The sequence below is a fragment of the Laceyella sacchari genome, assembly GCF_004343255.1.
GTDB lineage: Bacteria > Bacillota > Bacilli > Thermoactinomycetales > Thermoactinomycetaceae > Laceyella > Laceyella sacchari.
In genome coordinates, this window is record NZ_SMDD01000003.1 from 323,582 (window position 1) to 350,390 (window position 26,809).

A 26,809-nucleotide genomic window follows, 5' to 3' on the forward strand; every position below is an offset into this window, starting at 1 on the left:
TCCTGTTTCCCCGCCATCCCGGGAGGCGGAGCCGTTTACCATCACGCCATTTAGGATAAAGGATAACTCTTCGCTAAAAGGAGATTGTAGTTATGAAACGCGGCAAACCTGACTTTTGGCTGATTTTGATCACTTTTACCTTGTTAGGTATCGGCCTCATCATGGTGTTTAGCGCCAGTTATTTTAAAGGCTATGTGGATTTGCAGGACTCATACTATTTTTTCAAAAAGCAATTGGTCTACGGATTGTTGGGACTGGTGCTGTTTTTTGTGGTCTCCAACATCCCCTACCAAGTTTACCGCAAATACGTAGGGATTATCTTGTTTCTTTCGCTTTTCTTCCTATTGGCCGTACTTTTGTTCGGCGAAGTACGCAACGGCGCGCGCCGCTGGATCGACTTGGGCTTCTTTGATTTCCAGCCGTCGGAACTTGTGAAGCTAGGCATGATCATCTATACCGCTTCGATCATGGTAAAAAAGCAACCCCTGTTGGACAATTTCAAGCGGGCCTTGTTACCGCCGCTGATCGTTATTGGCTTGGTCTCTTCCTTGTTGGTGTTGGAGCCCCACTTCAGCGCAACTGTTATCATCGTCACCACCTGCTTTGTGATCATTTTTTGCTCCGGCGCGCGCATCAAGCACCTAGCCTTATTGCTCATGTCCGGCATCCCGGCCATGATTTTAATCATGCTGACTAGCGATTACCGGATCGAGCGTCTGCACACATTATTAAACCCGCTTAGCAATCCCAATGATGAAGGATACCAGATCATTCAATCGCTCATCGCCATCGGCCCCGGTGGCTTGACAGGAGTGGGATTGGGCGAAAGCATCCAAAAGCTCGCTTATCTGCCTGAAGCTCATACCGACTTCATCTTTTCCATCATCTCAGAAGAATTGGGGTTTGTCGGGGGATCGTTTGTGATTTTGTTGTTCATCCTGTTCATCGTGCGCGGAGTGTTGATCGCATTGCAGGCGCCCGACCAATTTGGCACACTGCTCGGAATCGGGATCGTCACTTTGATGGCCATCGAATCGATCTTTAACTTAGGTGTTGTCACTGCTCTGCTCCCCGTGACTGGCGTTCCTCTGCCGCTGATTAGCTATGGGGGGACAGCTCTGATTATCAAAATGATCGGCTTAGGCATGTTGCTTAACATCTCTCGCTATCGCACCAAAAAAGAAAAGACAAGCAAGCGCCCAACCGTCGCTCGACCTGTCCATATGTAAAACCAGGCCAAATCGGATGCGCATTCCGATTTGGCCTTTTTCATGCACTCAGTCCAACATGCCCTCTGTCGGACTGCTGGCCGTAGCCACAACCTTTTTGGGGATACGCCCAGCCTCCCAGCCCAGCCGTCCGGCTTCAACGGCCCATTTCATCGCCTGTGCCATTTTGACCGGATCTTTTGCTCCCGATACAGCCGTGTTTAACAACACCCCGTCAGCCCCCAATTCCATCGCTTGCGCCACATCGGCCGGAGAACCGATGCCCGCATCGATGATGACAGGCACAGGGGAATCTTCAATGATATAGCGGAGGTACAACGGATTTAACAAGCCTTGCCCTGACCCGATAGGAGATCCTCCCGGCATGATCGCGTGGGCACCTGCTTCCCACAGTTTTCGTGCCAAGATCGGGTCGTCAGAAGTATACGGAAGTACCGTGAACCCCTCTTCGACCAAGATCTTCGTCGCTTCCAGCGTGGCGATAGGATCAGGCAACAGGGTCTTCGTGTCAGCGATCACTTCAACCTTGATCATGTCGCACAAACCGGAAGCCCGGGCCAAATGCGCGATCCGCACCGCCTCATCCACCGTTTGGGCGCCGGCTGTGTTCGGCAAGAGCTTATATTTTGTCAAATCCAGCATCTCCAAAAAATTAGGCTGGTCTTGTTGATAAATATTCATGCGACGCACCGCAAAGGTCAGCACCTCCGTGCCTGATGCGTCTACCGCCTTTTTTTGCACCTCAAACGACGGGAATTTGCCAGTTCCCAAAAACAGACGAGAATGAAATGTATGATTTCCTATTTTGAGCATATGGCTCATCCTCCCCCCACAAATTGAACAATCTCTACTTGATCTCCATCTTGCAATCCCACACGCGGATAATCGTCTCGCATCAATACCGTCCGATTGTGTTCCACGACGATAATGCGCGACACCAAATTTAAGGCGGCGACCAAATCAGCCACCGTCTCTGTGCCTTCAGCCACAGTGAATGGCTCTCCATTCAACTGAATGATCACGTTTTTATCCCTCCTCCCACTTCTGTACATCCGCCTGGCTCATTGGGGCAAACGCGGCCAATTCAGGCGCTGGCTCTCCCAGTAGCAGTCGAGCAACGGCATCGCCTGTGGCAGCGCTGAGCAAAATACCGTTTCGGTAATGACCGGTCGCAATCACTGCCCGGTTCTCATCGCCCAACTGTCCGACATAGGGAAATCGATTTGGCGTACCGGGCCGCAACCCGGCCCAACTACGGGTGTGCAGACTATCCCGCAATCTAGGCACCAAATTAAAAGCGGATTGCAACAATCTCTGCACAGCATCGGCGGTCACCTCTTCGTCCCATGCCCCATCCCGTTCCGTCGCACCTACAATGATTTCACCATTGGCCTTGGGCACAAGATAACACTCCGGGCCAAACAGCGTCCGGCTAAACAGCGGCTCTTTTGGTCGCAATGCCAATGACTCCCCCTTAACGGGCGTCATCGGCAAATGCCAACCCAATTTCTCGGCGATGGACTGGCTCCATACTCCCGCGGTGATAACAATCCAGTCCGCAATCCAATGCTCCTGCGTGGTATCAACGTGCCACGTCCCATCGGGGCTACGCTCAATCGCCCGCACCTCGGTGCCTTGCACCAGGTTGGCTCCCAACCGTTGCGCCGCTGCCGCCAATGCCTGCGTCAACTTGGGAGCGGATACCTGCCAATCCTCTGGTAAGTATAATCCGCCCCTCACTTCCGGGTGAAGACTCGGTTCAAGCGCCAAACATTCTTCCGGCTTCAGCCAACGGGCAGTCTGTCCATAAGCAGTCTGCCATGCCTGACGCTCCCGCAAGCGCTTCACATCTTCATCGAATCGGGCTACCTTCAGCAACCCAGCCCGGTTCAGCTCAATGTCCACCCCGGTCCGTTCTAGCAACTCCGCTTGCAACGCCGGGAACATCGAGCGGCTCTGTAAACAGAAATCGGTCAAAGGCCCAGGTTCATCCATCTCCACCTGTGCCCCCAGCATGCCCGCTGCCGCGGATGAAGCATGGCTCCCAATAGCATCTCGCTCGACGACCACGCTTTTGATCCCCCGCCGGGCCAAATGAAAGGCGATGGAGCATCCCATCACGCCTCCCCCAATAATCAACACCTCAGCAGTCTGCATTTTCCCACCTTCTTCTCAGCTCTCTGGCCACACGCTCGGGTTGTTCATGATTGGCCACTGCAGAGATGACAGCAATGCCATGGCAACCTGCACGCTTGATCTCTGCCACATTGCCTGCGTCGATGCCTCCGACGGCAATCATCGGAATCTTAACCTGCTTCACCCACACCAGAAGCCGGTCGCTTCCCAACGGCGGCAATCCCGGCTTGGAAGCGGAAGGAAAGATATGGCCAACCATCAGATAGTCGGCTCCTTCGGCTGCGGCCCGCTCTGCCGCTGCCAATGAATGAACCGACCTTCCCACCCGCATCGCCGGGGACATAGCGGGAAACGGCATCCGCTCAGGGAGATGAATCCCCCCCAGTCCCAGCGCTTCCGCCACGGACACAGAACTGTTGACGATCAACGATTTCGCCGGAATGCCAACAGACAACAGCGCTTTGGCTCTTTGCATCAACTCGTCATCCGACAGTTGCTTGTACCGCAAATGAAACCAATCCACCTCCGGCACCAGTCGAAGCCAACATCGCGCCAACTCCTGCACGGTCTGCTTAGGACTTGAAATCACGTGCAATTCCAATTTCATCACCACAACATAAAAAACCCGATATCCATGGGGATATCGGGCTACTAATCAAAAAAGGGTTCACGATCTTCCCCACTTCCTTTCGCTGGCATTACCCAGTTCAAGTTCAAAGGGTTGGAACCGACTTGTTCCTCTCAGCACAGCACAACCTGTGCACCCCTAGTGGTACGACAACTTATTCATTTGTCCAATCTCATTTTAAATCAAAACAATTATTTTCTCAACTTCACTAATTGTATCCCTTCTGGCGAAGTAAATGATTCCACGACCGTAAATCCATGCTTTAAGTAACAGCTGATTGCAGGACGGTTGGCTTGCCCTGTTTGCACCTCCCAGATGGTGGCATCATCCAGTTCCAACACATGCGACAGCAAGCGCGAAGCAATTCCCCGGCGAAAGTATGCCGGGTGAATCGCCAACCGGCAAATCTCTACCAGCTGCCCTTTCTGTTCATATGAAAGGACGCCAACCAGCACATCCCGCTCATAATAACCAATAAAGGTTTCCGGCGAGCATTTCAGCGAATCTTCTGTATCGTTAAGCGGCGGCAATTGATCACAACCGATGATCTCGGCCTCAATACGGTAGGCTCGTTGTTGGATCTCCACGATCCGGCTTAATGTGACCGGATCTTTCACGTCCAGTATGCGCATCATCGGCTACTCGCTCCTTTAAGGGATTTCTATGGTGACATCACCATAAATAAACGTTTGGCATGCCAGACGCCGGCCGGAAGCCAAATCCGTTTCACTCAAATGGTGCAATTCCGGATCTGTGTAATCACTGCATTGGCTACTCCCCTCGATCACACGCACGCGGCATGTTCCACACCGACCTGTCGTGCACTTGAACGGAATCGGAATCGACTGTGACGCCGCTTCCAGCAAAAGATTGGCTCCTTCAGCCACTTCCATTTCTTTCATCTGTCCGGCGACTTGAATACTCACTTTAGCCATTGTTCAGCCCTCCCCCATGAAAAAACCATCACGTCAACATGTGATGGTGTGTTGCTTTGCTATTTATTGCTTCGTGTGATAGGAGTTGTTGTTTTGGTTCCATAAGTACCAACCCAACCAGATCGCCACAACGGGAAGCACAATCCATAACAATCGGGCGCCGTATTTGTGCATCACACCGAAAACCATTTCCCAATTCGCGCCAAGCACATGCCCCAGACCGATAAAGGTAGCGCACCAAAAAAACGCCCCCGTATAGGCGAACAGGGAAAACCGGGCTAGCGATATCTTGGAAATGCCGGCGAGGTAAGCGGTGACATGGCGTACGCCAGGAATGAAATATCCAACAAATAGCAACCAGTTTCCATACTTGCGGAACAAGAGTTGCGTGATTCGCAAGCGGCGGCGCGTAATAAATATCTTGCCACCATATTTCTTGAGGAACGGATACCCCAAGCGCACTCCCAAATAATAGCTGATGCTGATTCCGCAAGCCGATCCCAAGAACGAACTGAGGAAAGCGAGGTAGAGATTAAGTTGACCCGTTGAGGTGAGATAACCGAGAAACGTCATCATGATCTCATCCGGCAACGGCAATCCCGCGATCCCCAACACCAAAAAGAAAAAAATCCCGATATACCCGTATTGTTGTAACAGCTCCAATAATGTTTGTTCCATGGTCTAACCCCGTTTACCCAATACGTACAAACAACTTAAGAATATCATACTTTCCCGTCCAGCAAAAGATGCGATCCCGCCTATGGTCAGTCGGTGATGCCAGAGATCAGTTTAATTCCGTTTAACTGCATGTGATAAAGAAACACGGTGTCCATCAGATCCGCATGATGGGCCATCGCCCCGATCTGTTTGGCTGTCTCCACTGGCAAATCGTATGTCCGCACATGAGAAACAGGAACAATCACTTGCGTTCGAGCGTTAACTTGATTGGCCAGCAACCGGATGCCCATCGCGTTTTGGTAAATGCATAAATCGGTACAATCTCCTACCACGATAAAAGAACTGGGGCCAGCGGCGAATACCTGTTCTAACCAGTCGCAAAATCGGACGCCTTCTCCATTTACTCCAAACAACCCGTTGGTGGCGTTTTTGCGAAACAGTTGGACGCCCGGCGCGTCAAAGACCGACTTCAATTCATCCACCACTTCCGCCTCCACTGTGCCTTGCACGCAATGGGGCGCAAATGCAGTGAATTCAACTGCATCAGCCGGATGGTCGTCATTGAGGAAAATGATATTTTCCGTCGGCAAGCCTTGCGCTATGAGCGTTTGAGCCAACTCTGACACAGGTTTCACCATTTCACGCACGCGCGGACTGGCTAAAGGCCCCACATCGCAAAACCCTTTCAACACATCGACAAAAACAAGATACACCCGTTCCCAGGCCCCCAATTGGTTCTTAATCTGAGCAATGGACCAGACGGGGGCTTTAGCCACGACCCTCTCCATATGACCGATGGCTTCAACATGATGTTGCAACTGGATCGCCTCCGCTTTTATGATGATTCGCTCTCATCTTAACAAAGACAAGCTTGATTTAAAAGAAGGAATGGGTCAGATAAAACGGGTTATCTCCTTCATTTTGGCTGCGTCCAGTGTTTTGATTACTTCTACCAACAATTCGGCAGCGTGTTCCAAATCGGACTTGCTGATCATAGAAACATGGCTGTGGATATAACGAGCTGCCACCCCGATCACCAAAGAGGGAACCCCTTTTTTGTACAGATGGAACTTGCCGGCGTCAGTGCCCCCTCCCGTCATTGTATCCACTTGGTAGGGGATTTGCTTTTGTTCGGCGATATCGATCACCAGGTTCCGCAATTGGATGTTGGGAATCATCGAAGCATCCAAAAACGTGATCAATGGCCCTTTGCCCAGCTTGGCTTTGCCGCTCCCCTCATTGCCCGGGGAATCCTCTGCCACTCCCACATCCAAAGCGAACGCGATATCCGGTTCCACTACATACGGTGCGGTGGCCGCCCCCCGCAATCCGACTTCCTCTTGTACGGTTGCACCGGCAATCACTGTATTGGGATGGCTCTCCATTTGCAAGCGTTTCAACACTTCGATAGACAAATAGCAACCGATCCGGTTGTCCAACGCCTTGGCTAAGATGGTGTCGTGATCGGGCATGATTTCAAACGGACAAATGGGCACAATCGGGTCACCCACCCGGATTCCCCATTCCTTTACTTGTTCATCACTGTGGGCCCCCACATCGATAAACATCTCGCGGATAGGCACCAATTTGTTCCGTTCCTCTAATGTCAATACATGCGGCGGGCGAGAACCGATCACCCCAGTAAACACCCGTTTCTCTGTCACGATAGACACCCGTTGCGACAATAACACTTGACTCCACCATCCACCCAATGGCGCAAATCGCAAATAACCGCTTTTGGTCACCTCTGTCACCATAAACCCGACTTCATCCAAGTGCCCGGCCAACAATATCCGAGGTTGGTCGCTTGTCCCCTTTTTTTCGCCAAAAATGCCTCCCAATCCATCCGTGATCAGGTTTACATCTTGCTTTTTTAATTCCCGCTCCATGATGGCGCGCACTTCCTGTTCATATCCCGGAACGCCTTTGGCTTCCGTCAACTCTTGCAGCAAACGCATTGGCACACCTCTTCCTCATAAAAATCTTCTCATGGGAAACTCCCGGTTGTTTCTCAGTGTTTCCTTTCGATCCTCTTTCTATGTTCATACATATTCTTTCGATGATGCTTTCACACTAAGCAGAAGAATGTCCTTACTTTAGGAGAAAGTAACTATGGTGAGTTGGCTGTTCAAACGAAACTGGAAGTGTCGATGTTGGCTCGTCAGCTTGTGTTTTGCATTGATCTTCACTCTCATTCAGCCTGTCTCCGTCACAGCCGCTCCCCCTTCCCCTTATCCCATCCTTGGGGATTACGGCGGCGAAATCAGGGAAAAAAAGCCGCGGGCCGATGGAATGGTTCACGTGGACACCCCCCGAACCATTCAGCGGTTGAAAGAGTTGCATGCCAATACGTACTTCTACCTGATCTGGCATGAAAAGTCGGATTGGGATGATTTGCGCAAAGAGTTTTTGCCGGCCGCCCGCCAAGCGGGTATCAATGTATGGGTCTATCTGGTGCCCCCTTCCGAAGCACAATTGAAACGGTCGGAGCCATTTGGCACGGATTATGTCGCTTGGTTTCGCGCCGTCGGCCGCCTTGGACGGCATTTCCCCAATCTCAAAGGCATCGTGATGGATGATTTCAACGATAATTTGACCTTCTTCACCCCGGCTTATTTAGCCAAAGCGAAGGGAGCAGGGCGTAAAGAAAATCCTGGGTTTCTGTTTTATCCGCAAATTTATTACCCAGCCCTCGACAACGCCTTGCTCACACACTACCGACATCTCTTTGATGGGGTGGTCATGTCCTTTCGTGATGATCATTACCGCAACACGCAAAAAACGGATCGCATGATTGAACAATTGGACGAAGTGCAAGCTCGCCTGGAGCGAACCCGTCTCCCCTTCATCCTGATGATTTACGCCAGCCGCCTTTCTGCTACCCCGGCCAATCCGAGTGCGCAATATGTGGCTAACGCTCTGAAAATAGCCTTGGGTCGGTTGAAATTGCGGCGGTTGGATGGGGTGGTCACCTATGTGCTGCACAAAGAGTTTCTTCAGGAAGAGGGCGATGCGGTCGCCAAATCAGGAGTTAGTTATGCCAATCTTTTCGCGCCAGCCGTTTCGACCCACGATGATGATGCACCTGGCCACTATGTAGAATGGCGTCAACGGATTTATCTGGACCCACGCACACAGGCCAAACTCTCTTTTTGGCATATGAGCGTTTATCCCCCCAACACCGGTGCAGGAACGTATACAAAACAAGTGCTGATCGACAATCGCGTCGTTTGGCAAAGCAGCATCACCCGTCATGCTTCGGAGTCGTGGGTGCCCGTCACATTGGACTTGACGCGGGTATTGCGGGGCAAGAGGAAAGCCATCTTGTCCCTTCGCCTCACCAAAATGAAAAAAGGGCCAGCCCCTTGGACTTACAGCGGTTTTGACTGTTTATCCGCTTCAGGTATTTCATTGCAAAACGGCGATTTTGAATATCAGGGAAATGAATGGGAACTGATTTCCAGCACTCGAAACTTGATGGGAGAAGTCTTGCGCTACGACCCGAGCCGCCGTTTCCGAACATTTCAAGCAGTGCGCCGGATGTACCAAACGTTTCGCCTGCATGAAGATTTGACGCAGTGGACCGAACACCCCCTGTTAATTCGCAAAGCAGACCGCTTGCTCACATGCATTTTATTAGATCGTCTTCCTTTCGCTCTCCATCTGTTAGAGGAGTTACCCAGTCTGGTTCTGTTTGACCGGCATATTCCTTATCACCGCAAAGAAGCGTTGATTCGCGACGCCCATCAATTACATCATCTGCTGGATGAAGAGTAAGCTAGGCAATGCAAAAAGCCGTGTCCAACTGAGACACGGCTTAATCATTGAAGATTTGTTTGTGGAAATTGTCCGAAGCGTCAGCGATAGCCAAGGTGTTCTCCAATTTATTGATTACTTGGGTGTAATAATTGGCCGCTTGATCCACATGCCCCATGCGGATCATATCCTCATACGCTTGGTAGCTTTCCTTGAGCAAACGGAAAGTCTCCGCAAACTGCTCGCGCGACACGATGGGAGGGCGGCCATCCCCCTCCTCGTCATAAAACATCTTGTACCGTTCTAGATAAGCTTCATAAGAAGCGAAATCATCATGCATAGACGACCAACCTTCACTAAGGGATTTGTCTTTAGCATGTCATTATGGAAGCCACCCTATGCAAATCAGGCGGGTTTGGGTCTCCCATCCCCAGTATGGCTGATCGATCCGCTACAGACTCCCAACGATGGAATATTCCGTCAAAAAGGAGAAATAAAAAAGACGCCTTAGCGTCTTGGTGTCACAAGCTACCTGTGGAAAGCAAACAATAAGCCGAGTTCTGTTCTCCGAGTGGTATAACGACGGCTTGTGGACGTCTTCCACCCATTGGAGTGGCAATCATCTATCTAGGCCATGCATTGCTGCAAGGCTCAAGCGACCAACCCGAGATCACTGCGGGCCACAGTTGCGCGCGTAAGCGCGCCGATCTCCTATCAGGTCTTGCTCCAGGTGGGGTTTACCTAGCCAGCATGTCTCCATGCTGCTGGTGCGCTCTTACCGCACCGTTGCATCCTTGCCTGTGAGGTGAGACACCTCCATCGGCGGTCTACATTTCTGTGGCACTAGCCTTAGGGTTGCCCCCACCGGCCGTTAGCCGGCACCCTGCCCTGTGGAGCTCGGACTTTCCTCCCGTGGGGCCTTGCGGCACTCCACCGGCGATTGCCTTGTTTACTTTCCCGTCTCAAGCAAAATTCATTGTATCAAATACTCACAGGCAAAGCAACTGGTGGACATTGGAAACATCAGAGGTAGCGAAAGGGATTCGTGTTGACGGTTGAAGCCATGATCGGCACTTGTTCTCCCAGTCCCCGTTCCAGGACATCGCATACCCGCGGCACCACATGATGTTCAACATGATGACCCGGATCGATAATGCTCAAGCCCATTGCCAAAGCATCCTGCGCCGTGTGAAAATCGACGTCTCCGGTAATATAAACATCCGCACCAGCGCGTTTGGCATCTTCGATGTGGCGACTTCCCGAACCGCCTACCAGTGCTACCCGCTTCACCATGCGGTCAAGATCTCCCACCACACGCAATCCTTCCACGCCATACGCCTGCTTCACTTGCGCGGCAAAGTCGCGGAGGGTCCGTGCATGAGGCAGTTCTCCAATGCGTCCATACCCCTGTTTCTTACCTTGCAGCTCAAGTGGGTAAACATCGTAAGCAACCTCTTCATATGGGTGGGCATCCAACATGGCCGCAAGAACTTGTGCCAGCTTACTTTCCGGCACAACGGTTTCGATCCGGCGCTCATTGACCCGCTCCAGCGTTCCCCGCTGTCCAATATAAGGATTCGTGCCTTCGCGGGGCATAAATGTACCTGTACCTTCCACCTGAAAACTGCAATGGCTGTAGTTGCCGATCCAACCTGCCCCTGCTTCGCACATCGCGTCAAGCACCGCCTCATGATGCGATTCTGGCACGAATACGGCCAGTTTCTTCAGTTTGTCTTCACGGTAGCCGATCAGCACGTCTACCGCACCAAGACCCAACTTCTCTGCCATCACATCATTGACGCCGCCAGCGGCCGCATCCAGATTGGTGTGCGCGATGTAGACATTCATGTCATGCTTCAACAATTTGTGAAACAACCGCCCCGCTGGCTGATCTGAGCGCAATGCCTTCAGTGGTTGAAAAATCACTGCATGGTGGGCAACGATCCAGTTGGCTTTTTGACGGATCGCTTCTTCAACCACATCTTCATTCACATCCAATGTAACGAGCACACCGGTAACCTCGCTGTCCGGATTTCCCACCTGCAGGCCGATACGGTCTTTTTCCACAGCAAGGCTTGCCGGTGCAAACGCCTCCAGCACTTGTATCAATTGTTTTCCTTTGATAGGCATTGAATCACCCTCTCCCAAGTTTCAATCTCCTTCTCCAGTTCCCGTTTGCGTGCGATAGCTTGCTCTGTTTTCCCCAGGTTTAGCTGGCGAAGGATCTTCCGTTTGCCAGCTACAACCTCCTGCAATTTTTTATGTAACAGCGGATGTCGCCTCTCCCACAAGAGCGGCCCCACTTCTCTGGCCATGTCCCGGCCCAATATTTGATCTGCCGCATAACCCGGCTTTCCTGGTTCAGCCACTAGGATTTCATAATAAATTCCCGCTTCTTCCACAATGGTTTCCTCCACTAAGCGAAAGCCGTTTTCTTCCAACCAGCATCGCACCCGGCTTTCCCCTATGTTGGGTTGCAGGATCAGGCGCTCAACCCCTGCCAGTTTGTCCTTGCCTTGCTCCAGGATGGAAGCGATCAACGCCCCGCCCATGCCGGCAATGACCACAACCTCCACTTCCCCAGGTTGAATCACGGCGAGCCCGTCTCCCAAACGCACATCGATCAAATTGGTCAAGCCCGCCAGCTTCACCCGCTCACTGGCGTTTTGATGGGGCCCACGGTTTATTTCCCCGACAATACCTTTTTGCAAGCGGTTCTCTTTAGCCACTTGTGTGAGGAGCAAAGCATGGTCCCCTCCAATGTCGGCAACCCGCTTATGATCGGGAATAAAAGAAGCAATCGTCTTTAAGCGCTCCGACAATTGCCATAGCTTGATACTCGATTCCATCCGCTCATGTCTCTCCTTTTTAACAATCCTTCGCCTCTCTCATTATAACATCATCCCCATCCACAAGAAAAAGCCGGGATCATCCCGGCTTCTCCCACATTTATTTCCCGAAATACAACCATTTGTGGAAAAACGGAGTCAAATCTTTGCCCGCAGTACGATTGGCCACTCGAATAAAGTCTTGCGTCGTCGCGGTTTTAAATTGATATTGCTCATAATATGTGCGCATGATTTTCAACACATTCTCCCGCCCAATTTCATCCATCAACTCAAACATCATGGCTGCCGGCCGAATATACACCATGAGTCCATAAACCATGTCGGGATAAGAATAAAGGGTGTCCACGCAAGTGATACCAGCTGCTTGGTGAATCTCGTTTGTTTTCTGAGTAGCTCGGCGCAAGAATTCTTGCTCATTGGATTTCATCTTCTCCTTCATGAACAGGAATTCGGAGAACGTGGTCAACCCTTCATCCAGCCACGGTTCTTTAGCCTGATTATTGCCCACCACTCCATACCACCATTGGTGAGCCAATTCGTGTGCAACCACGCTGACAGCCGGTTGAATGCCTTTTTCTGTCGCCATGGTTGGAATGGATGTGATCAAGCCGGGATATTCCATGCCCGCAATGCCAAATCCGGTTTCTCCCAACACCACATCCACTTCATCATACGGATAGGTGCCATAGATCTCCCCAAAGAATTCCATACTTTGCACCGCCGCTTTAAGAAGGGGGTTCACTGATCGCTCCATGTCCGGCAAATACCAAAGATTGACGTCAGTTTGGCCCGATTTGGCGCTCCGCTTGCGATAATCTTTGGTCAAGACGGCGACGAAGTCCCGCACCCGGTCTTGCTTTACAGTCACAACGGAGTTGGTAGTATCTGCGTTTCTGCCTGTCGAAATCAAGCGGTACCCCTTGGGCATGCGAAACGTAACAGCGAAGTCGGATATCTCGGAATAGAACGGGTCACCCACTGTCGTATACGGCTCGACTTGCCATCCGTCCCGATCCTTAACCGCCAACATAGGATACCACTGTGCCAAAAAGGCTGTCTGTTTAAACGTGTTTAATCGCGTTCCCCCGTGCGGCAACCGCAGGGTAAAGTCCATGGTGATCCGTGCCGTGCGGCCTTGTGTTAGCGGTTCGCGCAAAGGAACCTTCATGATTTCATCGCGCACCAGTTTCTCCTTCACCGGTTGTCCGTTCACTTTGACCTGATGCACCTGGATATGACCCGGCTTGCTCGGTTTGCTTTCTTCTCCATACTTCCATTTGCGAAACACATTGGGATAAAGATGAAAAAAGACTTCTCGCCATGCTTCGCGTTGCTTGTTGGGAACCGTCACTTCCATCTTGGCCGTCACTTCGTCCCTTTCAGGGTGATAGGCAGCGTCAATTTGGTAGAAGGGACGGCTCCCTGATTCGGGGATTTCGGTTGCTTTTGGTTTATGTATCGCAGGAGCCGAAGTGGCCGGATTCTCTTGCTCAATATGGTTGTAAGTTGAGGCAAACGCCATCGCAACCATCACCAAGCTTATGCCGAAAGAAAATAATCGATGCTTCATGAACAAGTCACCTCAAACCAAAAAAGTGGGCTCTTATCAGGATGCCCACTCTTGGTTAAAGTATGACCCATTTGCATTTTTTACCTTTGCTTACGGCACAGCTGTATTAAATGTTACAGGTTGCCACGACGCGCTTGTTCCCGTTCAATCGCTTCAAACAGCGCTTTAAAATTGCCTTCACCGAATCCTCTCGCACCTTTGCGCTGGATAATCTCGAAAAACAGGGTGGGACGATCCACGATCGGCTTGGTGAAGATCTGGAGCAAATATCCCTCATCGTCGCGGTCAACCAAGATTTTAAGCCGCTTGAGGTCCTCAATGCTCTCGTCGATGTTGCCTACGCGTTTGGTCAGCTCCTCGTAATATGTGTCTGGGGTGTCCAAAAATTCTACACCGTTCTTGCGCATCGCTTCCACCGTGGCCACGATGTCTTCGGTAATCAGCGCTACATGTTGCACCCCTGGACCGCGGTAAAAATCCAAATACTCCTGAATCTGCGATTTACGTTTGCCTTCGGCCGGTTCATTGATCGGGAATTTGATGCGTCCGGTTCCGTTTTGCATCACCTTAGACATGAGTGCGGAGTATTCTGTGCTAATGTCTTCGTCGTCAAAATGAATCAGCTGCTTAAAGCCCATCACCCGCTCATAATATTCCACCCATTCTTCCATTCGCTCCACGTTGCCTACCACATGGTCGATGCCCAATACGCCGGTCGACTGGGAGGGGATGTGGCTATCTACGGCAACAAAGCCCGGATGGAAAACACCTTGATATTGTTTCCGCTCCACCAATGTGTGTACTGTATCGCCGTATGTTCCGATGACTGCTTTTTTCAATTCGCCCTGCTCATCTTTGACAACATGTGGCTCTTTCACCACTTTGGCCCCTCTTGAAACCGCTTCCGAAAATGCGCGCTCCACATCATCCACACGGAGGGCAATATCTTTAATCCCATCACCGTGCAAGTTGACAAATGTGGTAATTTCATGTTCTGGGGAGTAGGCGCCGCTGACTACCAACCGGAAATTCCCTTGTTCCAACAGATAAGAGGCTTTTTCTCTTTGCCCTGTTTCCAGCCCGGAATAAGCGGTTAACCGGAAGCCATAAGTTTGACAAAAATAGTAGGCCGCTTGTTTGGCATTGCCCGTGTATAATTCCAAATAATCAATATCCTGAATGGGGAAGAATTCATTTTTTAGTTCCGGCATCATCTGTTCCTTACTCATGCTAACCCCTCCCGATGAAAAATATTTCTTTATATTCAGATTAACGCGTACAAAAAAAAGGCGCAAGCATTCACAGCGATGCGCCTGCGCTTTTACGCAATGAAAGGCTCCGAAATTCTTCGGGCACCATTGCGTAGACACATGTATTTTCCAAGCGTCCATCAACCGCCGACTGATGATTGCGCAGCACCCCTTCCAGTGTGTACCCCAATCGCTCGGCTACTTTGCGCGAGCGTACATTGCGCTGGTCGATGCGGATCTCTACCCGATTCGCTCCCAAAATCTCAAACGCAAACACAGTCAGCCCGCGAACCGCTTCGGAAATATAGCCTTTCCCCTGACATTGGGTGCGGCACCAATACCCGATCTCAAATTTGGGAATGCTCCAGTCAATCCGATGCAATCCACTGCTCCCCACGAACATGTGATTTTCTTTGTCAAACAAATGAAACCGCAGGTCGACCCGCTCCAAAAAGTGGCAATGTGCTTGTCTTGCATTTGCTTCCATCTCTGCTTCTGACAATGGTTTGTTGGCCCAAATCATCCATTGCCGCAAGCTATCCAGCGACTCCATCGCTGCTTCATACACCAACTTCCCATCACCGGGAAGGGGAAGGCGGATCAGCAACCGTTCTGTCTCAAACGAATGGGGAAAATCTTTGAGTATCGGTGGCATCGGCTTCATCGCAACAGACTCCCCCCATTTCCATTGATATGACTCTAACCAAATTTTACAGAATCGTTTTTTTAAAAAAAACCGAATCCCGCACGGATTCGGCTAAACATTTCGTCATTTTACTCTTTTTGAAAAATAAGTTCGTATTTTCTTCAAACAACCATCTTTACATTAACAACCAATTTCTCTGGCAATGATGTTTCGTTGAATTTCCGATGTTCCCTCACCAATCTCCGTCAATTTGACATCACGGAAGAAACGTTCCACTTTATAATCATGAATGTACCCCCAGCCGCCATGGATTTGTACGGCTTGGTTGCACACTTTCATCGCGATTTCTGAGGCAAACAACTTGCACATCGAAGCCTCTTTGGTAAATTTGCGCCCTTGATCCTTCAGCCAAGCCGCTTTGTACACATACGTGCGGGCCAATTCGATCAACATGTGCATATCTGCAAGCTTATGTTGAATCGCTTGGAATTTGGACAGGGATTGCCCGAATTGCGTGCGTTGCCGTGCATAATTTAACGCCAATTCATAGGCTCCCTGAGCGATTCCTACTGCCATCGCCCCAATGCCGATTCTCCCTCCGTCAAGCGTAATCAAAAATTGCTTGAAACCCTGCCCAATTTCCCCCAGAACGCTGTCTTCAGGAACCCGAACGCCCTCCAACACCAGCTCGGTGGTATTGGAACTGTGCAGGCCCAGCTTATTCAGATTATCCAATACCTGAAAACCAGGTGCGTCTGTAGGCACGATAAATGCGGTGATTTCCCGCCGGCCCTCATCCGACTGGCCTGTCACCGCCGTCAGCGCCAGAAACTTGGCATAACTCGCATTGGTGATAAAGCACTTGCTGCCGTTGATAACCCAGCCGTTTTCATCTTTGACCGCTCGGGTTCTCGTGCCTCCTGCATCTGAACCCGCCCCTGGTTCCGTCAGGCCGAACGCCCCCAGCGTTTTTCCTTGGCACAATGGAACGAGGTAGCGTTGCTTTTGCTCTTCCGTTCCAAACAGGTAAATGGGGGCGCAACCTAACGAAATGTGTGCCGAATAGGTGATGCCGGTGGATGCACACACGCGGCTCAACTCTTCCACAGCGATCGCGAAACTCACCGTATCCGCTCCAGCACCGCCCACTTCTTCCGGAAAAGGCAGACCCATCAAATTGAGGTCAGCCATTTTTTCGAATATTTCAATTGGAAAGCGTTTGCTTCGATCTCGTTCATCCGCTCCCGGGGCCACTTCTCCTTCTGCAAAATCACGTAACAGTTTGCGAATCATTTTTTGTTCTGCTGTTAAATCATAATTCATGAACCCCACTCCTCTTCGCTGACTTGTTGCAAGCGTTTCCATTTCTATTATAGGTTCATTTGTTGGAGTACTTCAATAATTTTTAAAAATGCAACAACGCCCGGCCGAGAATTGTCCGAAACTTATTTGCATTGGACTGGGAAAAGGATTAAAATTGAATCAACAAACGAAACAAAAACACACCCTGTAGGCAGGGTGTGAAAAGAAGCAGAATGGATGGGTTTTGGTTTTATTCCAAGAAGTCCTTCAAGCGTTTGCTGCGGCTGGGATGGCGCAACTTGCGCAACGCTTTCGCTTCAATCTGGCGAATGCGCTCACGGGTAACACCAAACACTTTGCCCACTTCCTCCAAGGTGCGGGTGCGTCCATCATCCAAACCAAAACGCAGTCGCAGAACATTCTCTTCCCGTTCGGACAGCGTATCAAGAACTTCTTTCAATTGTTCTTTTAACAATTCATAAGCCGCAGCATCCGCGGGCGCTTGCGCATCATCATCCGGAATGAAGTCACCCAAGTGGGAATCGTCCTCTTCACCGATCGGTGTCTCCAGCGATACGGGCTCTTGGGCGATTTTCATGATTTCACGCACTTTTTCCGGACTTAGGCCCATTTCTTTAGCAATCTCTTCAGGTGAGGGTTCGCGCCCTAACTCTTGTAGCAATTGTCTTGACACCCGAATCAACTTGTTAATCGTTTCCACCATATGCACAGGGATCCGGATCGTCCGCGCTTGGTCGGCAATCGCCCGGGTGATCGCTTGGCGAATCCACCAAGTGGCATAAGTACTGAACTTAAATCCTTTGCGGAAATCAAACTTTTCTACAGCTTTGATTAAACCCATGTTTCCTTCTTGGATCAAATCGAGAAAGAGCATACCGCGCCCAACATAACGTTTGGCAATGCTGACCACCAGACGCAAGTTCGCTTCGGCAAGCCTACGCTTAGCCTCCTCATCTCCATGCTCGATCCGTTTTGCCAATTCCACTTCCTCTTCAGCGGTCAACAGGGGTACGCGTCCAATCTCCTTCAGATACATGCGCACCGGATCGTTGATTTTCACCCCAGGAGGCACACTCAGATCTTCGTCAAGATAAGAGTCGTCCTCTTCCATTTCCACGTCGTCTGGGCTTTCAAACTCATCATCATTCTCTTCGTTGATTACTTCAATTCCCTGCTCACTCAATTGCTCAAAGAAGTCATCGATCTGCTGGGAATCTTGGTCAAACGGAGCCAATCTCTCCATAATCGTCTTATAGGTGACCACACCCTGCTTTTTACCGCCCTCAACAAGCTGCTCCTTCACTTGGTCGAGCGTCAATTCCATCTCAGTATCCACATTTTGTTCTTTCGCCAAGATCGATTTCCTCCTTTCTGATGAACTCCTACTTCATCCGTGTTTGAAGCTGTTTCCTCAGCTGCGCGATCTCTTGCATCAACTGCGCGGCCTTGACGGGTTCATCAGCACGCGATAATCGTTCAACCATTTTTTCTTTTTCTTCAATATCTCTCAATATGGGGACGTTCTTTATATGCCGGACATAATCCAACAACGCTTCTTCCGGTAAATGTTCAGGTACATCAAGCATCGCACATTCACTTGCTTTGGAAATAAGCGCCTGATCGGGGAGAGAACTGATGAATCGACCCATGTCTTCGGGATTCCCCTGATCATAATAGACATATAGATAGGCAGCAAGCGCTGCGTATATCTCCGTATTAAAATCTGCGCCGATCTTTTCTTTCACCCATTCCGTAACCGTGCGGCTCCTCATCATGTGGGCGACGAGGTACATTTCCGATTTTTCCGCGACGGAATGAACTTGTGTCCCAGCGAGCAAATGTTTGCCAGGCTCTCGATACCCATTATTCCACCTGAAGCCCTCTTTATCCCTTCTGGTCTCGCCCTTTTTCCGTTTTTTTGCGCGCCTGAGGTCTTCCTTCAGCGCGTCCAGCGAGAGCCCAAACTCTTCGGCCAATCGCCGCAGGTAATGATCTTGTTCAACAACCAGCGGCAATTCCGCAATTGTGCCAATCGCTTCCGCCAAATATTTCATCCGATCGTCTTCATCATGAAGATTGTGGTGTCTCTTTAGGTTTTCCAGTTTAAATGCGGTTAATGTCAAAGCCGCGGACAGGACTTCTTCCTTAAATGCTGTTCCCCCGAACCGGAGAATGTAATCATCAGGATCCATACCGTGGGGCATTTGTGCAATTTTGACTGTACACTCCTGCTTCCTCAATAGCTCCATCCCCCGGGCCGCCGCATTCTGACCCGCTTGATCGGAATCATAGCAAAGGATGACCGTTTCAGTATTGCGTTTCAGAATCCGCGCTTGATCATCAGTGAGCGAAGTACCCAACGTAGCCACGCAACCTGGAAAGCCCGCTTGCCAAGCAGATATCACATCCATGTAACCTTCAAACAAGATCGCTTGTTGTTCCTTGCGAATGTGCGAACGTGCGCGATGGAGGTTAAATAAATAATTCCCTTTTGAAAAGATAGGCGTCTCTGGGCTATTCATGTACTTGGGGCGCCCTTCGCCCAACAGCCGCCCGCCAAACGCGATGACCCGGCCTTGCGAATCCATGATCGGAAACATGATGCGGTCACGAAAGCGGTCAAAGTACTTCTTCATACCTTTGTCTTCACGCAAGGATAAAAGCCCCGCTTTTTCTAACAGCGCTTCGTTGAAATCCCTTCCCTTCAAAAACGACAGGAGAAAATCAAACGATGCAGGCGCGTAACCTAGCTGAAACTCTTCCATCGCTTCCGGCGAAACACCACGCTTTGCCAAATAATTACGCGCCTCTGCCCCATAGCGCGTCTTCATCAGCACATGATGGTAAAGCTTCGCTGCCAAGTCCATGGCCTTGCGCATCTCCATCCGCTCAATCTCAGCGGGATCTGTCTCAGACGGTCCCGTTTCGGGAACGTGGATACCCGCCTGATCGGCCAAATGGCGAATGGCTTCTGCGAAGGTGAGCTGTTCGACATCCATGACAAACTTAATGGTGTCTCCACCGGCACCGCAACCAAAACAATAATAAATCTGTTTATCGGGCGCTACAGAAAATGAGGGCGATTTTTCAGAGTGAAATGGACATAATCCGAAATAATTGCGGCCACTTTTCTTAAGAGATACATACTGTTGAACAATGTCTACTATATCAAAATGCCGTCGTACTTGGTCAATCACTTCGTCAGGGATTCGTCCCCCCATACAGAATCACTGCTTTCTGTACATTTCCGATAGATGTAAATAGGAGTGTGATGTGCGGAACGAATGTTATCTATTCGCCAACATTCGTCAAAGTCCTTCTCAGTAAGCCTCAAATTCAATTGGTAATATTTACTGATCAATCCTTGGCACTTACTTATCCTATCCTCCTATTCTACATAAATATAGGTTCTCCTTCTGTTAACCTTTTTTTACAATTGACGGATTTTGTAATTTGTTGTCGAGTTATGGCATTTCCTACCCCTTAACTTTTTATCTTACTTCTATCATAGAACCATTTCAACAAAAAATACCCGGAATTTTCCGGGTAAATCTTGGACATCGCAAAATGCCTGGCGCTGCTGAGACCTTGTCCCATCTATCTGTCCTTAAAACAGACGATTCCCTACTGGCTACGTCGTGCAATCTCTGCTTGCGCGGCGGCGAGTCGAGCCAACGGTACGCGGTATGGAGAACAACTCACATAGTCGAGCCCCACTTCATGGCAAAACTGAATCGATTTTTGTTCGCCACCATGCTCTCCACAAATGCCCAACTTTAATTGCGGGTTGGTTTTCCGCCCTTGCTCGGCTGCCCAACGGATCAGCTTGCCTACCCCGTCACGGTCCAGCACCATAAACGGATTCTCTGGCAAGATTTTTTCTTCCACATAAGCATGCAGGAATTTTCCTTCCGCATCATCACGGCTATAACCAAATGTCATCTGCGTTAAATCGTTGGTACCGAAGGAGAAAAAGTCGGCTTCAGCGGCAATCTCATCAGCGGTCAACGCCGCCCGTGGCACCTCGATCATCGTTCCCACCCGAAAAGCGATAGATGAACCATTTGCCGCCTTATGCCGTGCCAGTACTCCTTCAATGATCTGGCGCAATCGCTTCAGCTCATTTACATGGCCGACCAGCGGAACCATGATCTCCACCTGTACCGGAATACCTTGAGACAGGCATTCGGATGCTGCCAAACCAATCGCTTCCACCTGCATCTCAGCGATTTCCGGGTAAGTCAAAGCCAAACGGCAACCGCGGTGTCCCAGCATCGGATTGGCTTCACTTAATGCCCGCACTTTTTTGATCCATTGCTCTTGTTGTTTCCGCTGTTGCGGGTCCACATCACCCATGCTCTCACGCTTAGCCTGTGATACCACTAGCTCTTCCAAGTCTGGCACAAACTCATGCAACGGAGGGTCCAACAATCGGATGGTGACGGGCAACCCTTCCATCGCGCGGAACAACCCGACGAAATCTTCCTTCTGCATCGGTAAAAGCTCTTCCAGGGCCTCCTTGCGCTCCGCAAGCGTCTCAGCCATAATCATCTTTTGCATGACAGGCAAACGGCCTGCATCCATGAACATATGTTCGGTTCGGCACAAACCTATACCTTCCGCACCAAACGCACGCGCTTTCTTGGCGTCTTCCGGTGTATCGGCATTGGTGCGTACCTGCAAGCGTCTCACCTCGTCCGCCCATGCAAGCAATTCCTCACATTCAGCTGACAACATCGGTTCGATCAGCGGCAACTCACCAAGATAGACCATCCCCGTGCCACCGTCGATGGAGATGCGATCCCCTTCATGCAAGGTTTGTCCAGCTGCGGTTACCTGTTTTCGCTTACCATCGATGCGCAACTCCTCACATCCGCAAATGCACGCCTTGCCCATGCCCCTGGCGACAACGGCGGCATGGCTGGTCATGCCTCCCCGGCTGGTAAGAATCCCTTTGGCGGCAAGAATGCCGTGGATGTCGTCCGGTGTCGTTTCCGGTCGCACCAGAATTACCGCTTCACCCGCTTTCGCCCAACGCTCAGCATCGTCAGCGCTGAAAACGATACGGCCCGTCGCCGCTCCAGGCGAAGCCGGCAAACCTTTAACCCAAGGTTTGCGTTCGCCCAGTTCCGCAAATTGGCGATGAAGCAACCGTTCAATCATTTCCGGTTCAATACGCATCAAGGCCTCTTCCCGGGTGATAACGTTTTCATTTACGAGGTCAACAGCGATTTTGACCGCGGCTTGGGCGGTTCGTTTGCCGTTTCTCGTTTGCAAGATATACAGCTTGCCTTGTTCAACCGTGAATTCGATATCCTGCATATCTTTATAATGCAGTTCCAACCGCTTTGCAATCATCATGAGTTCCTCATACACTTCTGGCATGCTCTCAGCCAGCTCCCCAATCGGCCGCGGCGTACGAATACCCGCCACCACATCTTCGCCTTGAGCGTTCAAGAGAAACTCCCCATACAATTTTTGCTCACCCGTCGCGGGATTGCGTGTAAAGGCCACCCCGGTTCCGGAATCATTGCCGCGATTGCCAAACACCATCGCCTGCACATTGACCGCCGTCCCCAAATCATCCGGGATGCGGTGAATCTTGCGATAAACACGGGCGCGAGCGTTATTCCAGGAGAGGAATACGGCTTCCACCGCCTGCCGCAATTGTTCCAGCGGATTTTGCGGAAATGGCCGTTTTGACTTTTCCAAGATAAACCCTTGATACTCTTCGATGATCGCTTGCAGATGCTTGGCGGAAAGCTCGGTATCCAAGCGCAAACCCGCAACCTGCTTGTGCCGCTCCATGATCTGCTCAAAGTGGAAATGATCAAGCCCCAACACCACATTGCCGAACATCTGGATCAAACGGCGGTAACAATCATACGCAAAACGGGGATTGCCGGTCTGCTTGGCCAATCCTTCCACCGTGTCGTCATTCAAGCCCAGATTCAAGATCGTATCCATCATGCCTGGCATCGAATGCACCGCGCCCGACCGTACGGATAACAGCAGAGGAGCGTCGGGGTTACCCAGCCCCTTTCCAGTCTGTTCTTGCAAATCGTCCAACGCTTCCCGCAGTTCACGCGCAACTTGCTCCGGGAGTTGTTCGCCTTCAGCAAAAAAACGGCGACAAGCTTCAGTGGTAATCGTGAATCCGGGTGGCACGGGGAGCCCCACCCGCGTCATCTCCGCAAGATTGGCTCCCTTCCCCCCTAGTAATTCTTTCCACTCGGCCTTCCCTTCTGCAAATGAATAGATGGTTTTCACAGTCATGCCGGAGTGCCCCCCTTTTTGAGCATATCCAAAATCATGTTCGCTGTTTCTTCTACCGCTTTGTTGGAAACGTCGATCACTGGACATCCGAGCCGCCGAATTACGCGATCCGCGTATTCCAGCTCATAGATGATCCGTTCCATGCTCGCATAGTTGGCGCCTGTGGCCAAGCCCAGTGACTTCAAGCGTTCTTGGCGGATATTATTCAATTGTTGCGGATCAATCGTCAAACCGATGCATCGGTTCACCGGAATCTCAAACAATTCTTCAGGTGGTTCTACTTCTGGCACAAGGGGCACATTGGCCACTTTCAACCGTTTGTGCGCCAAGTACATGGATAATGGGGTTTTGGAAGTGCGTGACACCCCGATTAACACCACATCCGCCCCCAGCACGCCGCGCGGGTCTTTTCCGTCATCATATTTGACAGCGAACTCGATCGCTTCCACTTTGCGGAAATAATCTTCATCCAGCTTGTGGATCAAGCCCGGTTCCTGGCGCGGTTGCATTTGGTACAGGCGAGACATGCCGCGGATCATCGGCCCCATGATGTCCACATACGGCACATCTTTCCGTTCAGCCTCTTCAATCAATAGCTGTTGCAATTCTGGCAACACTAATGTAAACGCGATCAGGGCATTTTCCTCTTTGGCGGCTTGCACCGTTTCTTTGATGGTTTCTTTATCGGAGACGTAAGGAATGCGGCGAATGTCCAGGGACGCTCCATTGAATTGGATGGATGCCGCCCGCACCACAAACTCCGCCGTCTCACCTACAGAGTCAGACACCACATAAACGACAGGTTGATGTTCAATCATGAATTGGGCTTCCCTCCTTCAACCGGGTTACGGTTGTCCTAGTTCGACAAATGCTTTCACTAAGGTAGTTTTACTGATCCGACCGACCACTTCCATCTCCTGGGGACGATCTTGGAACGGGCGCACGACAGGAAGTGAATCAACTTCATGCCGCATCATCTGTACCGCCGCATAATAGAGCGTGTCGTCGGGCGTGCACGTGACGATATTCGGCATGCGCGTCATGATGACGCCAACAGGCATCGAACGCAGTTCTTGCTTACCCATTGCAGCTTGCAACAGGTCTTTGCGGGAAACGACGCCAACCAATTGTCCCTCATTTTTGGTCACAATCAGGGAACCCACATCCTCCAAAAACATCGTGCAAATCGCGTCGTAAATGGATGTTTCCTCCCGAACCACGACTGGCAGGGACTTATAATCTCGCACAGATAAATTGCGGATATGTTCACCCAGCAGTTGGTTTGTCGTTTTTCCGGAATAGAAATAGCCAACGCGAGGCCGGGCGTCCAACAGACCAGCCATGGTCAGGATGGCCAAGTCAGGCCTTAATGTCGCTCGAGTCAACTTGAGCTTTTCCGCGATTTGTTCACCTGTGATCGGGCCTTCCGCCTTTACGATCTCAAGGATTTTTTCTTGGCGTTTCGTCAGTTCGATACGCTTACACCTCCTGGTGGAGCAAAATATCTCATTTTAATATGACATACTATTTTATGATAATCTAGATATAGTATATACTAAATGATTCTGTTTTTACCACTGCAATTTTTTGGCTCATAGGTTACGCTATAAGCAACTAGATTGCAAAAATCTAATGAAGTATTGGACATGGATTCTAACTAATCATAGGAGATGAATAACATGCTGTTCACCAATCCGATTGCCGCATATTGTCCTATTCACTTTCACGCGTTGCGCCAAACGGCGGACGCCGGCTGCCAGCAGATTGAATTGCAACTCCCCAGCGATACCTATTCAGCCACCGAGCTATCGGAGCTGCTGCAACTGTCAAAGCTCACACCGGTCGCCTTCAGAGCTCCTGTTTCTCTGGGATTGGGCACCTCCTCTTTTCCATTGGAAGAATGGAAACATTGGATTGCGCTCATCGCCCAGCTAAACTTGGAAAAACCCCGTTTGGTATGTCACGCCGCTCCGGTGCCACTCGGTGCGATCTTTGAATACATGGATGATCACCCAACCGATTTCCATTCATTGCAAGAAATGAAAAGCGAGTTGGTAAAGCGCATCGCCGCACAACTCAACCAACTGCACGAAATCGGCAAGGCGGCCAACATTGAGTTGTTCATCGAAAATGCTCCGATGGGCGGAGATACTTATTTTGAACCAGGTCATTCCATGCTTTACCCAGTTCTGCGAACTCCCCGCCATCTTTTGCAATTAACCGAGCAAGCCCCCGTGCAGATCTGTTTTGACACGGCTCATGCCCGGATTACGTCCAATGCGCTCACTTATATGCACCGCTCCCGGAGCCTTTTTGCCGGAGCCACCGAACAAGAGATTTTGCACGCTCCAAACCATTGGCTTCGTTTCCATGAACTGTGCAAAGAACGCATCGGACTGGTACGGTTGGGTTATGCGCTCAGTTGGGGAGACACCCCTTCCACCCGTCACATCCCATTTCCCGAATCTGCCTACGATGAATTGATCGATTTCGCTGAGCAAGTCGACCCCTCTCTCCCCATTGTACTGGCGGTCGGCGGAAAAGAATCGCTACAGCAATCGTTGGCCACACTTCATGAATTAAAACGGACATAATAGGTATGATCTTTATGCCGAGGCCATGGGGAAAGAGCGTTTTCCCTCCGGCCTCGATTGCTTTATTGATTGGCACTTACGAATACCTCATACAACCAGGATTCCACTTGCTGTCGTGAATGGATGCCGTCTGGATTGCGCACTGCTTCTGCCTCCTCTTTGGAGACGCCGTATTCCCTGGCATCCGGCGAATTGGCCGCCCCACGGCTGATATAATATAAACGGCTGTTCCCAAAAAACGTGATGTCGTATCCATAAAAATCAGGCAGTTGATAGGCGGCCTCATCAAACGGCATTTTGCCGATCCGTTTCCAAGCGCCAGTCAGAATCGGCGCCGCCTCCGTACACAAAGTAAATATTTGTTTTTTCTCTTTCTTCTTGAAGGTGGCCAAGGTCATCGCTCTTTTGCTGAACAGATCATAATATTCGAGGTACCAAGGCTCATCCGGCTTCCCACCGCGGACAATCATGCCGTATCCGGTCAGCTTACCGTCCAACAGCGGTATTGCCACGATGTCACCCGGTTGAATTTGATCTGATTTGGCCGATTTGGGCGCTTTTTTCACTTTGATTTTGCAATCGGTCACTTGCTTGCCAGCCAGTTCGTCACTGGCGCGTTCTCCCGCGATGGCGAGGGAGACTTGCATGATGCCCTGCCATTCTTCCAATGTCGGTGTGCGTCCGATTTGTTCGACACTGGTGCGGGCGAGATTAACCCAAGTCTCACTTAACATTTGGCTCAACTCTTGCTCATGCGGATGCGGTTTCTTTGGTGTTGTCTCTTTTTTTCTTGGCATGATCGGGTATCACACTCTCCCAATATTTGGCATATATCTAATGGTTTCAAAAACGATGCCGATTGTTGCCTTTCATCGATGCAGACAGAAGCGGATAGCGTGTAAAACCCTATCCGTCCGCATCCATCACTACTTCCCATTC

Annotated in this window: 25 protein-coding genes, 1 other RNA gene and 1 riboswitch; of the genes, 3 read left to right on the plus strand and 23 right to left on the minus strand. The window is 50.6% G+C overall.

Annotated features, from left to right (window positions below):
- The first annotated feature begins 92 nt into the window (after positions 1-92).
- Entirely contained in the window at positions 93-1,229 is a 1,137-nt protein-coding gene (gene ftsW, locus EDC32_RS11935) for a putative lipid II flippase FtsW (RefSeq protein ID WP_132222467.1), read from the plus strand.
- Positions 1,230-1,277: 48 nt separating this feature from the next.
- Here the strand turns inward: ftsW and EDC32_RS11940 are convergent, their stop codons facing one another.
- From EDC32_RS11940 to EDC32_RS11980, 9 genes are all read right to left on the minus strand, one after another.
- On the minus strand, positions 1,278-2,042 hold the full coding sequence (locus EDC32_RS11940) for a thiazole synthase (RefSeq protein ID WP_132222469.1): 765 nt from the start codon (positions 2,040-2,042) through the stop codon (positions 1,278-1,280).
- A gap of 5 nt (positions 2,043-2,047) precedes the next feature.
- Positions 2,048-2,251 carry a sulfur carrier protein ThiS gene (gene thiS / locus EDC32_RS11945; RefSeq protein ID WP_425460175.1) on the minus strand — a complete coding sequence of 68 codons (204 nt, stop codon included), beginning with the start codon at positions 2,249-2,251 and terminating at the stop codon, positions 2,048-2,050.
- 4 nt (positions 2,252-2,255) lie between these two features.
- The gene (gene thiO / locus EDC32_RS11950) at positions 2,256-3,386 is read right to left on the minus strand and encodes a glycine oxidase ThiO (RefSeq protein WP_132222473.1); all 1,131 of its coding nucleotides are present in this window, start codon (positions 3,384-3,386) and stop codon (positions 2,256-2,258) included.
- Entirely contained in the window at positions 3,373-3,972 is a 600-nt protein-coding gene (locus tag EDC32_RS11955; protein WP_246026956.1) for a thiamine phosphate synthase, read from the minus strand. The genes thiO and EDC32_RS11955 overlap by 14 nt, the downstream gene beginning before the upstream one ends.
- A 60-nt stretch (positions 3,973-4,032) precedes the next feature.
- Positions 4,033-4,143, minus strand: a riboswitch (TPP riboswitch).
- 41 nt (positions 4,144-4,184) lie between these two features.
- Complete coding sequence (locus EDC32_RS11960) at positions 4,185-4,628, minus strand: GNAT family N-acetyltransferase (RefSeq protein WP_132222477.1); 444 nt, start codon at positions 4,626-4,628, stop codon at positions 4,185-4,187.
- 15 nt (positions 4,629-4,643) lie between these two features.
- Positions 4,644-4,928, minus strand: a complete 285-nt coding sequence (locus EDC32_RS11965) for a 2Fe-2S iron-sulfur cluster-binding protein (protein ID WP_211341929.1) — start codon at positions 4,926-4,928, stop codon at positions 4,644-4,646.
- 63 nt (positions 4,929-4,991) lie between these two features.
- On the minus strand, positions 4,992-5,606 hold the full coding sequence (locus tag EDC32_RS11970; protein ID WP_132222479.1) for a DedA family protein: 615 nt from the start codon (positions 5,604-5,606) through the stop codon (positions 4,992-4,994).
- An 86-nt stretch (positions 5,607-5,692) separates the two neighbouring features.
- Complete coding sequence (locus EDC32_RS11975; RefSeq protein WP_132222481.1) at positions 5,693-6,424, minus strand: isochorismatase family protein; 732 nt, start codon at positions 6,422-6,424, stop codon at positions 5,693-5,695.
- Positions 6,425-6,499: 75 nt separating this feature from the next.
- Positions 6,500-7,564, minus strand: a complete 1,065-nt coding sequence (locus EDC32_RS11980) for a M42 family metallopeptidase (protein ID WP_132222483.1) — start codon at positions 7,562-7,564, stop codon at positions 6,500-6,502.
- 154 nt (positions 7,565-7,718) lie between these two features.
- On the opposite strand from EDC32_RS11980, the gene EDC32_RS11985 reads away from it, so the two are divergent.
- Positions 7,719-9,383, plus strand: coding sequence for a hypothetical protein (locus EDC32_RS11985; RefSeq protein ID WP_132222484.1), 1,665 nt, complete (start codon positions 7,719-7,721; stop codon positions 9,381-9,383).
- Between the two features lie 40 nt (positions 9,384-9,423).
- On the opposite strand, the gene EDC32_RS11990 is transcribed toward EDC32_RS11985, so the two are convergent.
- The 13 genes from EDC32_RS11990 to ccpN form a co-directional block, all read right to left on the minus strand.
- Positions 9,424-9,702, minus strand: a complete 279-nt coding sequence (locus EDC32_RS11990; protein ID WP_132222486.1) for a hypothetical protein — start codon at positions 9,700-9,702, stop codon at positions 9,424-9,426.
- A gap of 194 nt (positions 9,703-9,896) precedes the next feature.
- Positions 9,897-10,318, minus strand: an RNA gene (gene rnpB, locus EDC32_RS11995) — RNase P RNA component class A.
- Between the two features lie 67 nt (positions 10,319-10,385).
- A complete protein-coding gene (locus EDC32_RS12000; protein WP_132222488.1) occupies positions 10,386-11,492 on the minus strand; it encodes a Nif3-like dinuclear metal center hexameric protein in 1,107 nt (368 codons plus the stop codon).
- Complete coding sequence (locus EDC32_RS12005; RefSeq protein WP_132222490.1) at positions 11,468-12,211, minus strand: tRNA (adenine(22)-N(1))-methyltransferase; 744 nt, start codon at positions 12,209-12,211, stop codon at positions 11,468-11,470. Before EDC32_RS12005 ends, EDC32_RS12000 begins: the two co-directional genes overlap by 25 nt.
- Positions 12,212-12,311: 100 nt before the next feature.
- Positions 12,312-13,781 carry a M1 family metallopeptidase gene (locus EDC32_RS12010; RefSeq protein WP_132222492.1) on the minus strand — a complete coding sequence of 490 codons (1,470 nt, stop codon included), beginning with the start codon at positions 13,779-13,781 and terminating at the stop codon, positions 12,312-12,314.
- A 113-nt stretch (positions 13,782-13,894) separates the two neighbouring features.
- Complete coding sequence (gene hppD, locus EDC32_RS12015; protein ID WP_132222494.1) at positions 13,895-15,010, minus strand: 4-hydroxyphenylpyruvate dioxygenase; 1,116 nt, start codon at positions 15,008-15,010, stop codon at positions 13,895-13,897.
- A gap of 70 nt (positions 15,011-15,080) precedes the next feature.
- Positions 15,081-15,686, minus strand: coding sequence for a GNAT family N-acetyltransferase (locus tag EDC32_RS12020; protein ID WP_054096031.1), 606 nt, complete (start codon positions 15,684-15,686; stop codon positions 15,081-15,083).
- A gap of 171 nt (positions 15,687-15,857) precedes the next feature.
- Positions 15,858-17,000 (minus strand): acyl-CoA dehydrogenase, encoded by a 1,143-nt coding sequence (locus EDC32_RS12025; protein WP_022736629.1) that lies wholly within the window; start codon positions 16,998-17,000, stop codon positions 15,858-15,860.
- A 229-nt stretch (positions 17,001-17,229) separates the two neighbouring features.
- A complete protein-coding gene (gene rpoD, locus EDC32_RS12030) occupies positions 17,230-18,324 on the minus strand; it encodes an RNA polymerase sigma factor RpoD (protein ID WP_375163204.1) in 1,095 nt (364 codons plus the stop codon).
- Positions 18,325-18,382: 58 nt separating this feature from the next.
- Positions 18,383-20,221 carry a DNA primase gene (gene dnaG / locus EDC32_RS12035; protein ID WP_132222496.1) on the minus strand — a complete coding sequence of 613 codons (1,839 nt, stop codon included), beginning with the start codon at positions 20,219-20,221 and terminating at the stop codon, positions 18,383-18,385.
- A 403-nt stretch (positions 20,222-20,624) separates the two neighbouring features.
- Positions 20,625-23,276: a pyruvate, phosphate dikinase gene (gene ppdK / locus EDC32_RS12040; RefSeq protein ID WP_132222498.1), complete on the minus strand. Its 2,652-nt coding sequence runs from the start codon at positions 23,274-23,276 to the stop codon at positions 20,625-20,627.
- On the minus strand, positions 23,273-24,094 hold the full coding sequence (locus tag EDC32_RS12045; protein ID WP_132222500.1) for a pyruvate, water dikinase regulatory protein: 822 nt from the start codon (positions 24,092-24,094) through the stop codon (positions 23,273-23,275). Before EDC32_RS12045 ends, ppdK begins: the two co-directional genes overlap by 4 nt.
- 27 nt (positions 24,095-24,121) lie before the next feature.
- Entirely contained in the window at positions 24,122-24,745 is a 624-nt protein-coding gene (ccpN, locus tag EDC32_RS12050) for a transcriptional regulator CcpN (protein WP_029071851.1), read from the minus strand.
- Positions 24,746-24,955: 210 nt separating this feature from the next.
- On the opposite strand from ccpN, the gene EDC32_RS12055 reads away from it, so the two are divergent.
- A complete protein-coding gene (locus EDC32_RS12055; protein ID WP_158283357.1) occupies positions 24,956-25,870 on the plus strand; it encodes an apurinic/apyrimidinic endonuclease family protein in 915 nt (304 codons plus the stop codon).
- A gap of 62 nt (positions 25,871-25,932) precedes the next feature.
- On the opposite strand, the gene EDC32_RS12060 is transcribed toward EDC32_RS12055, so the two are convergent.
- On the minus strand, positions 25,933-26,667 hold the full coding sequence (locus EDC32_RS12060) for an Imm26 family immunity protein (protein WP_132222504.1): 735 nt from the start codon (positions 26,665-26,667) through the stop codon (positions 25,933-25,935).
- Positions 26,668-26,809: the final 142 nt, after the last annotated feature.

Excerpts from the sequence above, each read along its gene's own strand:
- ftsW (WP_132222467.1), top strand. The coding sequence starts at position 93 with ATGAAACGCGGCAAACCTGACTTTTGGCTGATTTTGATCACTTTTACC.
- EDC32_RS11940 (WP_132222469.1), bottom strand. The coding sequence starts at position 2,042 with ATGCTCAAAATAGGAAATCATACATTTCATTCTCGTCTGTTTTTGGGA.
- thiO (WP_132222473.1), bottom strand. The coding sequence starts at position 3,386 with ATGCAGACTGCTGAGGTGTTGATTATTGGGGGAGGCGTGATGGGATGC.
- EDC32_RS11955 (WP_246026956.1), bottom strand. The coding sequence starts at position 3,972 with ATGAAATTGGAATTGCACGTGATTTCAAGTCCTAAGCAGACCGTGCAG.
- EDC32_RS11960 (WP_132222477.1), bottom strand. The coding sequence starts at position 4,628 with ATGATGCGCATACTGGACGTGAAAGATCCGGTCACATTAAGCCGGATC.
- EDC32_RS11965 (WP_211341929.1), bottom strand. The coding sequence starts at position 4,928 with ATGGCTAAAGTGAGTATTCAAGTCGCCGGACAGATGAAAGAAATGGAA.
- EDC32_RS11970 (WP_132222479.1), bottom strand. The coding sequence starts at position 5,606 with ATGGAACAAACATTATTGGAGCTGTTACAACAATACGGGTATATCGGG.
- EDC32_RS11980 (WP_132222483.1), bottom strand. The coding sequence starts at position 7,564 with ATGCGTTTGCTGCAAGAGTTGACGGAAGCCAAAGGCGTTCCGGGATAT.
- EDC32_RS11985 (WP_132222484.1), top strand. The coding sequence starts at position 7,719 with ATGGTGAGTTGGCTGTTCAAACGAAACTGGAAGTGTCGATGTTGGCTC.
- EDC32_RS11990 (WP_132222486.1), bottom strand. The coding sequence starts at position 9,702 with ATGCATGATGATTTCGCTTCTTATGAAGCTTATCTAGAACGGTACAAG.
- EDC32_RS12000 (WP_132222488.1), bottom strand. The coding sequence starts at position 11,492 with ATGCCTATCAAAGGAAAACAATTGATACAAGTGCTGGAGGCGTTTGCA.
- EDC32_RS12005 (WP_132222490.1), bottom strand. The coding sequence starts at position 12,211 with ATGGAATCGAGTATCAAGCTATGGCAATTGTCGGAGCGCTTAAAGACG.
- EDC32_RS12010 (WP_132222492.1), bottom strand. The coding sequence starts at position 13,781 with ATGAAGCATCGATTATTTTCTTTCGGCATAAGCTTGGTGATGGTTGCG.
- hppD (WP_132222494.1), bottom strand. The coding sequence starts at position 15,010 with ATGAGTAAGGAACAGATGATGCCGGAACTAAAAAATGAATTCTTCCCC.
- EDC32_RS12020 (WP_054096031.1), bottom strand. The coding sequence starts at position 15,686 with ATGCCACCGATACTCAAAGATTTTCCCCATTCGTTTGAGACAGAACGG.
- EDC32_RS12025 (WP_022736629.1), bottom strand. The coding sequence starts at position 17,000 with ATGAATTATGATTTAACAGCAGAACAAAAAATGATTCGCAAACTGTTA.
- rpoD (WP_375163204.1), bottom strand. The coding sequence starts at position 18,324 with ATGGAATTGACGCTCGACCAAGTGAAGGAGCAGCTTGTTGAGGGCGGT.
- dnaG (WP_132222496.1), bottom strand. The coding sequence starts at position 20,221 with ATGGGGGGACGAATCCCTGACGAAGTGATTGACCAAGTACGACGGCAT.
- ppdK (WP_132222498.1), bottom strand. The coding sequence starts at position 23,276 with ATGACTGTGAAAACCATCTATTCATTTGCAGAAGGGAAGGCCGAGTGG.
- EDC32_RS12045 (WP_132222500.1), bottom strand. The coding sequence starts at position 24,094 with ATGATTGAACATCAACCTGTCGTTTATGTGGTGTCTGACTCTGTAGGT.
- EDC32_RS12055 (WP_158283357.1), top strand. The coding sequence starts at position 24,956 with ATGCTGTTCACCAATCCGATTGCCGCATATTGTCCTATTCACTTTCAC.
- EDC32_RS12060 (WP_132222504.1), bottom strand. The coding sequence starts at position 26,667 with ATGCCAAGAAAAAAAGAGACAACACCAAAGAAACCGCATCCGCATGAG.